This window comes from Methanosarcina flavescens (assembly GCF_001304615.2).
GTDB lineage: Archaea > Halobacteriota > Methanosarcinia > Methanosarcinales > Methanosarcinaceae > Methanosarcina > Methanosarcina flavescens.
Window position 1 is genome coordinate 2765110 of record NZ_CP032683.1, and the last position, 14977, is coordinate 2780086.

Annotated in this window: 15 protein-coding genes and 1 pseudogene; 10 read left to right on the plus strand and 6 right to left on the minus strand. The window is 39.9% G+C overall.

Going from position 1 to position 14977, the window contains the following annotated elements:
- Positions 1-15: 15 nt before the first annotated feature.
- On the minus strand, positions 16-1206 hold the full coding sequence (locus AOB57_RS12125; protein WP_054298135.1) for a tetratricopeptide repeat protein: 1191 nt from the start codon (positions 1204-1206) through the stop codon (positions 16-18).
- 215 nt (positions 1207-1421) lie between these two features.
- Here AOB57_RS12125 and AOB57_RS12130 point away from each other — a divergent pair, with 215 nt between their 5' ends.
- The 3 genes from AOB57_RS12130 (at position 1422) to AOB57_RS12140 (ending at position 4635) form a co-directional block, all read left to right on the plus strand.
- Positions 1422-2168, plus strand: a complete 747-nt coding sequence (locus tag AOB57_RS12130; RefSeq protein ID WP_054298134.1) for an HAD family hydrolase — start codon at positions 1422-1424, stop codon at positions 2166-2168.
- A 505-nt stretch (positions 2169-2673) separates the two neighbouring features.
- Entirely contained in the window at positions 2674-3285 is a 612-nt protein-coding gene (locus tag AOB57_RS12135; protein ID WP_054298133.1) for a hypothetical protein, read from the plus strand.
- Positions 3286-3354: 69 nt separating this feature from the next.
- Positions 3355-4635: a radical SAM/SPASM domain-containing protein gene (locus tag AOB57_RS12140; RefSeq protein ID WP_054298132.1), complete on the plus strand. Its 1281-nt coding sequence runs from the start codon at positions 3355-3357 to the stop codon at positions 4633-4635.
- A gap of 249 nt (positions 4636-4884) precedes the next feature.
- Here the strand turns inward: AOB57_RS12140 and AOB57_RS12145 are convergent, their stop codons facing one another.
- Positions 4885-5763 carry a tetratricopeptide repeat protein gene (locus AOB57_RS12145; RefSeq protein ID WP_054298131.1) on the minus strand — a complete coding sequence of 293 codons (879 nt, stop codon included), beginning with the start codon at positions 5761-5763 and terminating at the stop codon, positions 4885-4887.
- Between the two features lie 924 nt (positions 5764-6687).
- Positions 6688-7197: a response regulator gene (locus AOB57_RS12150; RefSeq protein WP_054298130.1), complete on the minus strand. Its 510-nt coding sequence runs from the start codon at positions 7195-7197 to the stop codon at positions 6688-6690.
- Positions 7198-7439: 242 nt separating this feature from the next.
- Between AOB57_RS12150 and AOB57_RS12155 the strand changes: the two genes are divergently transcribed.
- Positions 7440-7721, plus strand: a complete 282-nt coding sequence (locus AOB57_RS12155) for a MarR family transcriptional regulator (protein ID WP_054298129.1) — start codon at positions 7440-7442, stop codon at positions 7719-7721.
- A 131-nt stretch (positions 7722-7852) separates the two neighbouring features.
- On the opposite strand, the gene trxB is transcribed toward AOB57_RS12155, so the two are convergent.
- Together trxB and AOB57_RS12165 are read right to left on the minus strand one after the other, a co-directional pair.
- Positions 7853-8782, minus strand: coding sequence for a thioredoxin-disulfide reductase (gene trxB, locus AOB57_RS12160; protein ID WP_054298128.1), 930 nt, complete (start codon positions 8780-8782; stop codon positions 7853-7855).
- Between the two features lie 55 nt (positions 8783-8837).
- Positions 8838-9080 carry a glutaredoxin family protein gene (locus AOB57_RS12165; RefSeq protein WP_054298127.1) on the minus strand — a complete coding sequence of 81 codons (243 nt, stop codon included), beginning with the start codon at positions 9078-9080 and terminating at the stop codon, positions 8838-8840.
- Positions 9081-9240: 160 nt separating this feature from the next.
- Between AOB57_RS12165 and dph5 the strand changes: the two genes are divergently transcribed.
- From dph5 to AOB57_RS12195, 6 genes and pseudogenes are all read left to right on the plus strand, one after another.
- On the plus strand, positions 9241-10041 hold the full coding sequence (dph5, locus tag AOB57_RS12170) for a diphthine synthase (protein WP_054298126.1): 801 nt from the start codon (positions 9241-9243) through the stop codon (positions 10039-10041).
- A 69-nt stretch (positions 10042-10110) separates the two neighbouring features.
- Positions 10111-10392, plus strand: a complete 282-nt coding sequence (locus AOB57_RS12175) for a DUF357 domain-containing protein (protein ID WP_054298125.1) — start codon at positions 10111-10113, stop codon at positions 10390-10392.
- Between the two features lie 197 nt (positions 10393-10589).
- Positions 10590-10979 (plus strand): DUF555 domain-containing protein, encoded by a 390-nt coding sequence (locus AOB57_RS12180; RefSeq protein ID WP_054298124.1) that lies wholly within the window; start codon positions 10590-10592, stop codon positions 10977-10979.
- A gap of 259 nt (positions 10980-11238) precedes the next feature.
- Positions 11239-12138 (plus strand): carbohydrate kinase family protein, encoded by a 900-nt coding sequence (locus tag AOB57_RS12185; protein WP_054298123.1) that lies wholly within the window; start codon positions 11239-11241, stop codon positions 12136-12138.
- Positions 12139-12257: 119 nt separating this feature from the next.
- A complete protein-coding gene (locus AOB57_RS12190) occupies positions 12258-12929 on the plus strand; it encodes a diphthine--ammonia ligase (RefSeq protein WP_054298122.1) in 672 nt (223 codons plus the stop codon).
- Positions 12930-13106: 177 nt separating this feature from the next.
- A pseudogene (locus AOB57_RS12195) lies at positions 13107-14000 on the plus strand (IS5 family transposase); the annotation flags it as partial.
- A 564-nt stretch (positions 14001-14564) separates the two neighbouring features.
- Here AOB57_RS12195 and AOB57_RS12200 read toward each other — a convergent pair.
- Positions 14565-14966: a 5-(carboxyamino)imidazole ribonucleotide mutase gene (locus AOB57_RS12200; RefSeq protein WP_054298022.1), complete on the minus strand. Its 402-nt coding sequence runs from the start codon at positions 14964-14966 to the stop codon at positions 14565-14567.
- Positions 14967-14977 lie beyond the last annotated feature (11 nt).

Below are 14977 nucleotides of genomic sequence, written 5' to 3' on the forward strand. Positions count from 1 at the left end.
GATTTAAAAGCTCGGTTACTGTATGTCTCCCCCTACCTCAGCATATCTGGGATCGATTTCTACAGCTTTTCTGTATGCTTCTTCAGCCTCTTCTTCCCGTCCGAGGAAACTCAGGCAGACAGCCTTCCCAAACCAGGAGTCTGCAGCCTCAGGATTAAGCTGGAGCGCCTTTTCGTATATCTCCAGAGCTTCCTCAAAACGCTTGAGTTGGGCGAGCACGAAACCCAGACTGGAATAAGCTTCGAAATACTCAGGGTCAAGCTCTATGGCTTTCCTGTATGTATCTACGGCTTCTTCAAATTTCTGCATCTGGCTCAGGGTAAAACCTTTGTTGTACCAGACATCGGCATTTTCGGCGTTAATTTCAATTGCTCTGTCAAAAGCTTTAATTGCCTCATCATATTTCTCGAGATTCTCGAGGTCTATTCCCATATTGTTCCAGGCATCATCGTTCTCAGGATCCAGTTCCACAGCTTTTTCATAGGCTTTCAGTGCCTGCCTGTAACTTCCAAGACTGTCCAGGTCCACACCTTTATAGTACCAGGCTTCAAGGAAATCAGGATCAAGTTCTAATGCCTTGTCGTAAGCGATAATTGCCTCATCATAGTTGCCCATTTGTCCGAGAGCTACTCCTTTTCCTACCCAGGCTTCTTTATAATCGGGATTTTCCTCAAGTACCTTTTCATAGGCTTCGATAGCCGCCTCGTATTCTCCAACCTGGCTCAGGTTCAGGGCCTTTCCGTACCATGCGTTGGGATAGTCAGGTCTTATCTCAAGAGCTTTTTCATAGGCTTTGATAGCCTCTTTGTGCTTTCCAGCCTGGGAAAAGGAAAAAGCTATATTGTTCCAGAGATCAGGATCCTCAGGATTGATTTTTATAGCTTTGTTATAGAGCTCAATGGCTTCTTCATATCTTCCAAGGGTCTCAAGGACTGCAGCCTTATTGTTTAAAAGGTATATGTTATTCGGGTCCTTGCTGATTGCCTTGTCAAAAGATACAATTGCCTCATTAAGCTTCCCAAGCCTGAGAAAGTCAAGTCCACATTCGTTAAGTTCGGCTGCAAGGATCTCGTCGGTGACTTCCTGCTTACCCACATTCCCCGTATCACTCAGAACATACATATCTTCGGAAACTGGTTTTTCTTCAGATTTTTCTTTCCCACCTTCTTTTGTGAAGGTTTTGTCATTTGGTTCATCGGAGTTCATATCAAAATATCCCGTTCTGCCTTTTATAGTAGATCCTACGGACTCTTAAGTGCCGCGTTAGGTATTTACTTAAATCTGTTGTCCTTATGATCTATACATCTGTCCTTTATGGCTTTTATAGCCTCTCCCCTAAAAACCCTGGAAAAAGTACAGGAAAGGTGAATAGGGAGAAATAAAAGCAATATACCCAAAATTCAGAAAAAGGCAGGCAGAAAATGGAAGAAGATGAGAAGAACTGGAGCAGAGTTCAGAAAAACACAGAAGAGGTTTATCGAGGGACTCTGAAAGCCATTCTTTTTGATATGGACAATACCCTTTTTGACTTCATAGCCGCAAAACTCGGAGCCTGCAGGGAGATACTCTCATATATTGGGAAGGAAAATGGAGACACTGCCGGGGAACCTTCGGAACTTTTCAGGTATTTTCTGAGGGGAATTTATGGTTTTGAAGACTACGAAAACATTCGTGACTACATGCAGGAAAGAAATCTTTTTACAGCTCAGGGTTACAGGGAGTGTTGTGAGATATATGAGAGGGAAAAACTGCAAAATCTTGAACTCTATCCAGCTGTAATGGACACTCTTGATAAGCTTAGGGAGCTAGGTTTAAAACTTGTAATCATAACGGATGCCGATAGACATCATGCCCTGGCAAGGCTTACAAAAGTTGGGCTCCTGAAATACTTCGATCTCCTCGTGACTGCAGATATGACTGGAACAAAAAAGCCAGATCCTGCGCATTTTCTTTTTGCACTTGAGGCTCTTGGGACAAAACCTGGTGAAGCTCTGGTAGTAGGAGACAGCATTAAAAGGGATATTGTACCTGCCCGTAAACTGGGATTAAGAACTGCATACGCCTCTTATGGAGATTGGAGGCCCGGAGAAGAAACGGATCAATTTTTTGATTTTAGGCTCAGTACCTTTTCGGACTTGCTCGAGATATCCGAGTCTGAACAAAAATAAAGCTAAATGTAAATTCACAAAAATATTTTTAATTGAATAAATCAACTACTTTTTATTTTGATAGTTTATAAACACTCCAGATATTAACGTTTGAGCTTTTTTATAGGATTAAAAAGTAGTTGATTTATTCAATCTGCATTACACATTTTAGTAATGGATTTTCCCAGGTTTTTGATTATTCTGCTCAATACAGCACTCAATCTCATTTTCAATCACAGGATTGAATTTTAAAATTAGGAATAGAAATGCTAATAAATAAAAAATTAGTTTGAAAACAAGGCTTCTTAAGCTTTATAAAGTATATTACCCTCTATAGATTATATATATTGGGATACATATTATTATCCAAATTAATCACCAGAATCTACCGGTTAAATACCTTATGGAATATTGGCAATTTCCGGGGCGCGAGAAAAAGTTAATAAATTATTGGAAAATTCAAAAAAGTCTAATTCTAAAGCATTAAAGGTATTTTATAAGTTAGATTTAGGGGGGGGGAATTTCATTGGCAGACGAAAAAGTAAGCGAGAAACCGAGTATAGAGACGATTAATCCAGGTAAGGAACAGCAGAAATCTATAGCTGATATGTTCAAAGTGGACCTATGTGGTCCTATAAAAGATCAAATTGGCAAAGAGATAGATATCTGCGGTCCCAATATAGAGATTACACCATGCAGCCCTTTAATGGAGTCAAAATGGTGCTTGCCTACTCTCATAGAAAATTGTATACCAGCACATTGTATACCAACAATTCCAACATATCGCTCTGCAGCTATGAGATTTACAATATGCGACCCAATATTCTGCAATCCTTTAGTAGGGCCGTGCCCGCCCACATGGTGCGAGCCCAAATGTGGACCAGCACTACCAAGACTTCAACGTGAAGCTACAATATGCTATCCTAGTTGCATTCCTGTGTTTTATGAGCCGTTAAGCGAATGTCGTCCAAAATTCACAATAGAGTGCATTCCCGATAGAATCTGTGATCCATTGAAGTGGTGGATTGAGTATCCATTTGCTGGTCCAGTCCCTGACCCGTGGATAGAAATTATCAAAAATATTAAATCGATTAAAGATGAGATTGAGAATCTTAAGAAGAGAATTGAGAATGTTTGATTCCTGAGAGTCCAGAATGAGGGGATTGCCATTCTTAATCAATATTTTTTCTTACTTCCAGAAAAGGAGTTGGTCAATGGAGCCAAATACTCACTAATATTAGATTTTTGTAACGGTGGGATCTATCGACTCAATAAATCTGCCACCCGCATTATAGAATCTGGAGGAAAAGGTCTCAGAATCTCAGAGGTTGCTGAAGAACTTAATCTTGAGCTCTCAGATATATCAGCGTTTGTCACAAGTTTATCACGTCAGGGGTTAATTCAATTATCTTCATTGCCGCCTAAACCTGAAACTCAGAAAACTGATGAGAAGGAGGCATCTCCCCAACTTGACTTCCTATGGGTCGAGATGACTTCTAGGTGTAACTTGCGCTGTTTACACTGCTATGCTGATGCTAAGCCGAAGCAAGATCCTGATCTTACAACGGACGAAATCAAAAGGGTTATCGGTCAGGCAGCTGATTTAGGCTGCAAGAAGATTCAGTTTACTGGAGGGGAATGCACACTCAGAGAGGATCTGAGGGATCTAATTGATCATGCAAGGTTAAAGGGATTCAGTTTCATAGAAGTATTTACTAATGGCACGCTATTGACTGAACCATTGATCAGATACTTCGCTTCTGTAGGGGTTAACGTGGCCATATCTATTTACTCTTACAGGCAAGAGACTCATGATACCATAACAGGTACTAAGGGCAGCTTTGAGAAGACACTGAATAGCCTTAAGCTTCTATTGGCTTATGGTGTTCCAACACGGTGTGCAACTATAGCGATGAAGCAGAACGAAGTTGATCTCGATGGGACAAGTTACTATCTTCAACAGCTTGGTGTCCAGAACAGACCTCCAGATCCTATCAGACCAAGTGGGAGAGGTTGTAATATGGAAAATTGGCCCCAGCAGTATGTGCTCAAAACTGTCAAAACCGAACCCAATTTCGTTGCTAACAGGGAAATTTATGACTATAATAGATCGCGGAACAGTTGCTGGTTCGGTAAAATAGCGATTACAAATGAAGGAGACATTCTTCCCTGTGTTTTCGCCAGAGATCAGGTTGCTGGCAACATCAAAGATCAAAGTCTGAAGGAGATAATTGAGAATAGAATGCTCAAGTTCTGGAATTTAACCATAGATCAAATTGATGTTTGTAAAGACTGTGAATATCGATACCTATGTCATGACTGCAGACCCTGGGCTTATGGATTTACTGGGAACCTCTATGCAAAGTCTCCACGATGTACCTATAATCCATACACCGGTGAATGGGGTAGTGCTGAGAGCGCATTTCTCGATATCCAACAAAAGAGTGCAGATTTAAGTATAATTTGGGCTGGCTTAATTAATGTGTGATTATTACCTGACAAAATAACAAATAAGGTTATTATTAAATAACAATTCTATTTTAGTATTTTATACCTAGACTTGAGCAGGTTGAAGTTAAACACGAGATCTGTAAGTCAGGTATGTCAGGGTATAGAATAATTTCAGAGAAAAGTAAACATTTAGCCGCCAGTCAGGAAATCCGAAAAGGATTTTCAGCTAACGGCTTTTTTTTAGCTCTGGGCTTTGACATTATGTAAAAACCTGAAGCCGGGCTACTCAAAGGAGATCGGAATAAATCGGGTTTATATCGACTGCCCTCTCATAGGCTTCCATTGCTTTCTGGTGTTTCTTAATCCTGTCGTATACAATACCTTTACCAATCCAGGCTTTTGTAAAACTTGGATTGATATCGATAGCCCTCTCAAAAGCCTGAAGTGCCTCTTCATACCTCTCCAGGTCCCTTAGGGCAATTCCCTTATTATACCAGAACCGGGCATTCTCAGGATTTATTTTTATCTTGCTATCAAAAACCTCCACAGCCTTTTCCGTATAAAGTCTTGCTTCTTCATGCTTTCCAAGCCAGCGGAGAGCTACACCTTTGTTATAAAGAGCCTTTCCGTTAGCAGGGTTTAATTCAAGTGCCTTGTCAAACGCGCTAACAGCTTCTTCAAAACTCTTTATCTTGCAGAGCCCCATGCCTTTCTTGCACCATTCGCTTGCACTCATGGAACTCATGTCGTATTTCTTTTCATAAAGACGGATAGCCTTCTCAAAATCATCCATAGCGTCTTCGTATGCCTTCATTTCCCTCAGAGCCATTCCTCGCCTGTACCAGACATCTGGGTCTTCAGGAGCGAGATATATAGCCCGGTAGTAAGCATCCAGAGCCTCTCTATACTGCATCAGATCCATAAGCAGTTCAGCTTTGGAGTACCAGGTTTTCGCATCCGCAGGATTGATCTCAAGGGACCTGTTAAGGGCATCGAGAGCCTCTTCATATCTGAAAAGACTTCTCAGAACTATCCCTTTGCAAAGCAGGATTTTTGCATTGTCAGGGCTTGCTTCCAGAGCTTTATTGTATGCATCCAGAGCTTCCTGTAATCGTCCAAGCTCATGGAGTGCAGCACCTTTATTGTACCACTCGTTCGAAGTCATCACTCAACCACACCTTTTTTCGATTACGTTTTTCCACATTTATCACATAAACTCCAGCAATAATAATATATGCCTTCAGAGCGTTAAATCAATTTTGTACTTTAGTTCCGTATCAAAAATAAGGAGATATTCACTCCTCACACCATGATTTACGCCCTGACGACATATTTACAGTTGCATATGATCCTATGTTCTGCTCTTTTTTAAGGATTTTGAAATATTCCAGAACTTTATTATTTTAAAAATATAGTTTTAAAGTTGCGGGTAAGAATTAGGTAAGGTTAAACAATTTTATACCGGGCTCTTTCAAATTATTACTAAAGTTAATAAAAATATATTAATCTTATTCTCAGGTTTTTCCGACTTTTTTCTATTTACTCCATATTTTTGCCCTGACATGAAAAAGGTAGACCTATAAAATAAAAACGGAAAAATGAGATAAGTTCAATTCTGATAAAAGTTGGGATTCCCTTCTTTCACGGCATGTTAACAGTTTGATTATTAGCTTTTCTATTGGGAATATGAGAATCTCTCTAAGTTCAGGAGACTGAACTTGATACCTGAGCTTCAAATTAGGGAGGGGAATCTTCCTTTCACAGCTTTTAATCTTCTGAAAGTGTATTCCAAAGATATTTACACAAATATTGGATATGATTATGCCGGGAATTACGGCAGATATCATAAATTAATCAATTAAGTTCAGGAAGCTATTATAGACGTGACATATATTTTTAACAGGATGTTTAATAAAAGCGTTTAGTACAGACAATTAATAAAAGCGCCTTAGAACGTTTTGGATATGCCTGAAAAGATACAAATTTTCAAGGGAGTGCCCTAAAAGATCTGTTTTTTCAGAACCATTTTTCCGCTTGCAATGCCCTTGCGAAAGAAAGAGTTCTTTCCTGCTATAAGCTGGCTTTCGAGTTAGACCTGAGCACGCCTTAATACCATTCCCACTCTGGCTCTAAGTTCCACAGGGTTGAAAGGCGTAGTAACATAGTCATCTACACCCGATTCAAAAGCTTTAACCCAATTTTTCACTCCGCCTCTCTCACTGAGCACCATTACCGGGACCCACCAGTACCTTGAACTGCTTCTAAGTTGCTTGCATATTTTAAAGCTATCAATGTCGGCAAGTCCGGTATCCAGCAATACAAGGTCAGGTCTCTCAGTTTTCACGGCTTCAAGTGCTGAAAAGCCACCAGAAAACTTGACAACGTTATAGTTTTCAGCTTCAAGCGCAGTCTTAATATTGGGAGTACTGCTCCCCTCACCCATAATCAGGATTTTCTGCCTTGTATCTTTAAAACTCTCAATGCGAGTTTTTACCAATTCTTCCGAGACTGAAAGAGAAGAGGCAATATCCCTTTCAGTTATTTCGGGCTGCGCTTCAATCAATTTTAAAATTTCATGATCAAGATTTTTATAATTCATCACCCTCCATCACCATACATTATACATTTTCTTAGGTATTAAACATTTCTCAAATTCTTTGGAATAGATATTAATACAAACTTAATACAGTTTAAAGGAAGCAGAGTTACCCAAATATTCAGAAGAATTTTTATGTATCGCCGGCTTAACCAATAAGCAGATAAGTTTATAACTGTAAATAGCAAGTTAATATTGGAAATAAGAATCGCTTACTGAGAACAGCCACCTCTGAGATGATAACAATGGACCCAATGGAAAAAATCTTCGGAAAAACCGCACAAATGACAGTTCTCAAAAACTTGATCGAGCACCAGAATGAATCAACTTACCTCTCGGGAATAGCTGAAGAAACTGGTCTGTCTCACTCCAGCGTATCAAGGGTTATTACTCCTTTGATTGAATCAGGCATTGTTATAGAAAAACCACTTGGGAAGCAAATCCGGACTTTTCAGCTCAATATGGACAGCGAAGCAACACGACTGATAATAGATTTCTATAATAAAATCAATCAGATACTGGAATAAGCCCGGAAAAAACAGTAGCGCGAAAAATGGAAAATAAGGGGCAGAACAGGTTTACTGTTCCGTCTTTTAAAATTTACTAAGAATAAACTTTAAGACAGTTCCGGTCGGAAGATCCTTATTCGGATAATTCTTTATGTAACCTCTTTTTTGAAGCTCTCTATGTACGCACTTGCAGCAGTGGCTGCGAGTGCCCCATCTCTAACAGCTGCCACAAGCTGCCAGATAGGTGTGTCTCGGCAGTCCCCCGCAGCATAAATTCCCTTCTGTGAAGTCTCAAGGGAACGGTCCGTCTTGATAAAGCCTTTCTCATCCTTATCCACATCAATGATATCAGTGTTAGGGTGAATGCCTACGTAAATAAAAACACCGTCTGTAGCCAGCTCACGCTGCTCTCCACTTTTGATATTCTTAATTATTATTTTTTCGACTCTTCGAATTTCTCCGCTGCTACCTATTATCTCAAGGATATGACTATTGAAAATGAACTCAATATTCGGAGTTGCAAAAGCCCTGTCCTGAAGGACTTTTGCAGCTCTCAACCGGTCTCTTCTGTGAATAAGATAAACTTTCAGGGCAATCTTTGAAAGGAAAAGGGCATCCGTAACTGCTGAATTGCCACCTCCGACTACTACAACCGTTTTATTCTTGAAAAAAGGCCCGTCACATATGGCGCAATAGGATACTCCTTTACTAATAAATTCTTTTTCCCCGGGCACATTCAGATGCTTGGGATTTGCGCCTGTGGCAATTATAACAGCCCTTGATTCGAGGTCTCCGCTGTCTGTGGAGACTATTTTCTTATCCCCCTCTGTGCGAACAGAAAGGACTTCAGTTATTTTTGTTTCTACCCCTGCTTCCTGAGCATGGTTTTTATATTTTTCCATCAGTTCAAGCCCTGAAATCGACGGAAAGCCAGGGTAATTTTCCACTATATCTGCAAGCGCGATCTGACCGCTGATCTCGCTTCTTTCAAGAATCACAGTGTTAAGTCCGGAACGTGTGGCATAAATGCCGGCTGTGAGCCCTGCAGGACCCCCTCCTACAATTATTAGGTCGTACATACTTCCTCCAAATTAAGAAGAATGTCTCAAAAAATGTGCATTTTAAGGATAAAATTCAGCTAATACGAGCAATCGCTTCGGCTTTTTTCGGAAGGCCCGTAAAAGCTACCTCCCCATCAATAATAGTCGTAGGAACCCCAATTATACCATATTTATCAATCAATGCCTGGCCCTTCGGAGTTTCCACATCTATTTCCTCGTATTCAAAGTTGTATTCGGATTCCAAATCTTTCCAGAATCTACGAGTTGCCGGGCAGGCAGTACACCAGCTAGCATGAATAAGTGTAACTTTAACCATGATAAAACCCCTTTAAAAACTGCAGTTATAAACCCATTGTAGTATTAATTTCCAAATATAAATAAGTTAACCGTACCCGTAAACATAGGAAATAAAGACTTTTTATCGCCGATCACTCCGAACAAAAAGCTTTAAACAAAGAGGACTCCTAAAGTGGGCTATGCTTACATTTATAGGTCTGGGCCTTTTTGACGAATATGACATTTCTTTAAAGGGACTTGAGGCTATCAGGGAAGCTGACCTCGTTTATGCAGAGTTTTACACATCCTGTCTTATGGGTACAAGCCTTGAAAGAATGGAGAAGCTCTATGGAAAAAAAGTTTTTCTGCTTTCAAGAGAGGATGTAGAACAGCATCCTGATTGGCTCAACGAGGCAAGAGACAGGAAGCTTTGTTTCCTGACAGGCGGAGATACAATGGTTTCTACAACCCATGTAGATTTACGCCTGAGAGCTGAAAAGCTGGGAATAGAAACCCGCCTGATTCACGGGGCTTCAATTGCCTCGGCTGTCTCAGGGCTCACGGGGTTGCAGAACTATCGCTTTGGGAAATCCGCAAGCATTCCTCATCCCTATGAGAGCAGGAGAGGCACAAGAGTAATCTCGGAAACTCCTTATGACATTATAAAGCAAAACTCAGAACTTGGCCTGCACACCTTAGTCTTTCTGGATATAGACCAGGAGAAAGGTTATATGACTGTAAACACCGCACTTGAGCTTCTCCTGGAGGTTGAGGAAAAAAGAGGAGAAGGGGTTATGCACAGAGCTGCAGCAGTAGGAATAGCCAGGGCGGGCTCGGAAAAACCTATCGTAAAAGCGGACTATGCGGAAAACTTAAAAGATTTCGATTTTGGAAAACCCCTTCACATTCTTGTAATTCCTGGAAAGCTGCACTTTCTTGAGGCTGAAGCACTTGTTAAACTTGCAGGAGGCCCTATTGGATTCATGAAAGAAGCGGAGTAAGGAGGACAACACTACGCAAATAATAATATTGCGTAAATTAATATTCTAGCAAATCTCGCGGTGATCAGAATGCCTGCCGATCTGGATGAAAAAGTCAAAAGGTACGAAGATATGTTAAAAAGGGCACTTCAGAAAGCAAAATATTCCCCAATACCGGCCTCCCATATGTATGCTGTTGCAAAGGATTATTATACGATGGCGGAAGCCTATTATAAAGATGGGGTGTATTTTCTGGAGAATAAAGACCCTGTAAACGCCCTCGCTTCTTTCAGTTATGGTCATGCCTGGCTTGATGCGGGAGCAAAACTCGGGGTTTTTGCAGTCGACGATGAAACACTCTTTACTATATAAATGGTTAAATGAGCATAAAAAGGAGAAAGAAGTCAAAAAATAACTGAACCCTGATACCAGGGAGAAAGTATAGTATATTATATTTGAAGCAGAAACAATTTATATACTTTATTCTATTTCCTTAAATTCTGTAAGAATCTTTAACTTATCTGGAAATCTTCCCGAAAAATTTGTATAAATAAGTATGGTGGACGAGAATGAAGAACTTTCATGTGGTACTTGAAGCAGCTTGGTTGGTTAGAGATGTAAAGACGGCTGATGATGCTATAGGGGTTGCGATTTCTGAGGCTGGAAAACGCCTGAACCCTAAACTGGATTTTGTAGAGGTTGACGTAGGAACTACATCCTGCCCGGTGTGCGGCGAGCCTTTCAGCAGTGTTTTCATAGCAGCGAACACAGCTCTTGTAGGTCTTATTTTTGAGATGAAGGTTTTTGATGCCGAGTCTGCCGAACATGCGGAAAGGATTGCAAAATCTGTTATAGGGAAATCCCTCAGGGACATTCCGTTGACAGTTGTTGAAGTGACTGAATTTGAAAGATCAACCGAGAAGGGTGAACAGCAGCAGAAGAGCAAAACAGGCAAATAAACAGTTTTTCCGGAACCTGTCAGGAGATGAGAAATATTATGCTGCGGTTAGTTATGCCCCTGGTTTTTCCATTACTGGCTTGAATAGATTTACGGTTGAGAAGAGACTTCTGGTAAGAAATGAGTACAAATGAGTACTTATCATTTAATTGAAGCCAGCAAAATTAAGTTTTATCATTCCGGCAGGCTTGATTTTTTAAATCATATCCAGCACAAAGACTCTGGGTATTTTCACAGCCCATAAGAAAAGAGGACACTACATGGACAGAGTAATTTCTATTGTAGGGCATACTGCCCTTGATTACATAGTAAATGTTGAAAAAATCGCAGGAAAAAATGAGTCGTCCCCTGTTACTGACTACGAAGAGTATCCTGGAGGAGGAGCTGCCAATATTGCAGTTGCCATTGCAAGGCTTGGGGGAAAAAGCCAGCTAATTTCTCCTGTAGGGATGGATTTTGAAAGCTCAGGATATGAAAAACTCCTTACAGAGGCTCGTGTTGACCTCTCCAGGCTTTACAGACTTGAGGATCAGAAAATCTCCAAGGCATTTATTTTCACGGACAGGGAAGACAACCAGGCAACCTATTTTTACTGGGGAGCCTCCTCAAAATTCAAAGATTTGGAGCCCGAACCTGTAGATTTTGTCCACCTTGCAACCGCAGACTCCGTCTACAATGCGAAAATCGCACAGATTGCCGGCTTCGTCTCCTTTGATCCTGGGCAGGATCTTGTTACTTATTCGAAAGAAAATCTTGAGCTTATACTTGCCCATACTGATATCCTTTTTGCTAACCGGCACGAAATCAAGCGGGTCTCAGAGATAACTGGAAAAAGTTTCTCTGAGCTTAAGTCCACTATTAATATTATCGTGGTGACATATGATGCCGAAGGCAGCAGGATCTATACAGGTGAAGAAGAACTTGTAATACCTGTGATTCCTGTCAGAGCTGTGGATCCCACAGGTGCGGGAGATGCCTACAGGGCCGGTTTCCTACTGGCTCTCACCAGGGGATACTCACTTTCCACATGTGGAAAAATTGGGTCGACTGTAGCCTCCTTTGCTGTACAGACCCGGGGCTGCCAGACAGGTCTCCCCACATGGGAAGAAATGGAGACCCGTTATGAAGCTAATTTCGGAAAACTTGAGAAAGAATGCTGAAATTGTGAGTATCAAAGACAGAATGATGAAAATTCAAAAAGTATATAAAATATTATAATTATCACGCATTATAACTTCCCGAAATAAGGAAAAAAAAGTAAAACAAAAAAGGGATGCAGATGAAACTCGCAGCACTGGTTTCCGGTGGCAAGGACTCAATTTTTGCCATATATAAAGCCCTCCAGGAAGGGCATGAAGTCACCCACCTGATAAATATAATTCCCGCAAGGGACGATTCCTACATGTACCACTCAATAAACCTCCATATGGTAGAATTAATCTCTGCCGCCTGTGGGATCCCACTGGTTCAGCAAGAGTCAAGTGGAATAAAGGAGCTCGAGCTTGATGACCTGACCCTTGCCCTCAAGAAAGTGGATGTAGATGGTGTATCCGTAGGCGCGATTGAATCCCAGTACCAGGCAGGCAGAGTGCAGAAAATCTGCGACTCCCTGGGACTTAAGGTCTATGCCCCTCTCTGGCACAGGGACCCTGAAGAATTGCTCACCGAAATGTCTAAAGTGCTTGATATTCGAATTGTCAGGGTTGCAGCTGACGGTCTTGATAAATCCTGGCTGGGTCGCCCTATAAACGTAAACTCTATTGAACATCTGAAAGCCCTGAACAAAAGGTACATGGTTCACATGGCCGGTGAAGGTGGAGAGTACGAGACTGTTGTACTTGATGCTCCCTTCTTTAAAAAACGCATTGAGATTGTGAAAAGTGAGGTTGAATGGCAAGGCGACACTGGTTCCTTAAAGATCCTGGAAGCAAAACTTGTTGACAAAAATTGAGTAAAATTTTCCCTCTTTTTATTCTTAATGTCTGATATTTGCATGTGCTTTTAAGTTTATTATTTGGGCTTGTAGAAATCCTCTAAATTCTGTTTTTACCCAAAAATTATAAAAATAAAATTGTAAAAATGCTCCTTAATTTTTTTGTCCACACAAAAAACAAAGGAGCAATTGCTATTGTCATCAAATAAGTATATTAAATTTATTGATCTCAGTCTTAAAACGGTTCAGTCTTCCAGACTGAACCTTTACTCCTGCAAATATTCCAAACGTGTTTATACTCAACATCAGCTTCTTGTTCTTGTTTTATTGAAGGAGTATATAAGTACAGACTACCGTGACTTTGTAGAACTTGTTGACCTCATGAACAGTATAAAGAAAAAACTTGACCTTGATAAGGTTCCTCATTACACTACTCTTCAAAAGTTTGTGTCCAGAATTCCCTCTTCATTGTTTAACCTAATTTTGTCAAAAACTCTAAAACTATTTTACTCACATGGAGAAAAAGTTCTCATTACGGCAATTGATGCAACAGGATTTACGAGTTCTTATGCAAGTCATTATTATTCTAAGAGAACAGGGAAGCTCCGAAGGAGCTTCCTTAAAACTTCAATATCAGTAGACACTATTAAAAAAGTAATATTAGGATGGAAAATTAGCCAAAAAACAGATCATGATGTCAAGCATGCAAAGACTCTGATAAGACAATCAAACAAGTCAAGAAAGTCTCAATGTTATGTGATGGATAAAGGATATGATTCCGAAGAAATTCATACTCTAATAAGAGAAGAGATAAAAGCAGATTCAATAGTACCTTTGAGAGAAAGAAAAAGAAAGAGAATAAACGGAAAATATAGAAAACAATTAAACAAAGACTTTGATAAGATCAAATACAATAGAAGGAATATAGTAGAGACAATAATATCTGTTGTAAAAAGAAAATTTGGAGAAACATTAAGAGCAAGAAAGGTTAGAAATCAAGTAAAAGAAGTAAAAGTTAAACTAATAGTCTATAATATAAACAAAAAAGTAATACAATTATTATGGATTAAATTAAGGATTTCTACAGAGCCATTATTTGTACTATTTTTAAAGCCTCTGCCCAATGGCTTCTCGAGACTTAATCTAAACTGTCAATATAAATTTCCGTTTAAAGGAATCTTTAAAAAATTGGGATACTGCAAAAAACTTGATATAAATAGCAGTATATCCCTATTTTTATATAATATAATACATATTTATATGTGAGGCATCTGAGAAAAATCTTATTCTGTTTTAAACCTCAGCCAATATTTTTTTCCCCCAACTCCCCACACTCCCAATACTCAGATGCCTATCCCCAATATAATTCACCAGTTTTTTGTTTTCTAATACTTGTTTTCTAATACTTGTTTTCTAATTATCCTTTTTTAATTCCTAATACGGAATTTAGACTACTGTTTTTTAATATGAGGTTTTGATTATGAACTATTGTTTTTCAGGATTTGTTTTTACTTTAAATTTATCAATGCCTTTCGCAAATAATAATACAGTTTAAAAAAGAGATTTTCGGGGCAAAATCCACATAGCAAGTAGACTATGTGTTTTTAAACTTGGAGTGAAGGCTTTTAACAGGATTCTTAGTTAACAGGATTCTTAGGGCTTTACGGTATCTATCAAGTCTAGAATTCTCAGGGCAAGATGTGCGCCGTTTGCCCCGTTATCGATTCCTACACTTCCGACAGGCACACCTGGAGGCATCTGGGCAATGGAAAGCAGGGCATCAAGCCCTCCAAGTTTCGCACTTACAGGAACTCCTACTACAGGTTTTTTCGTTTTGGAAGCCACGACTCCTGGAAGGGCTGCCGATAAACCTGCAATTGTAATAAAGACCTTTGCATCTGTGCTTGAGATGTAGCTGTCAAGTTCGTCAGGGTTCCTGTGAGCGGAAATAACCATTACTTCATATGTGTATTTGCTTTTTTCCAGTACGGCTACCGCACGATTGGCGACAGACCTGTCGGATTCGGAACCCATGATTATTGAGATATCAACCATTTTTCTTTCTC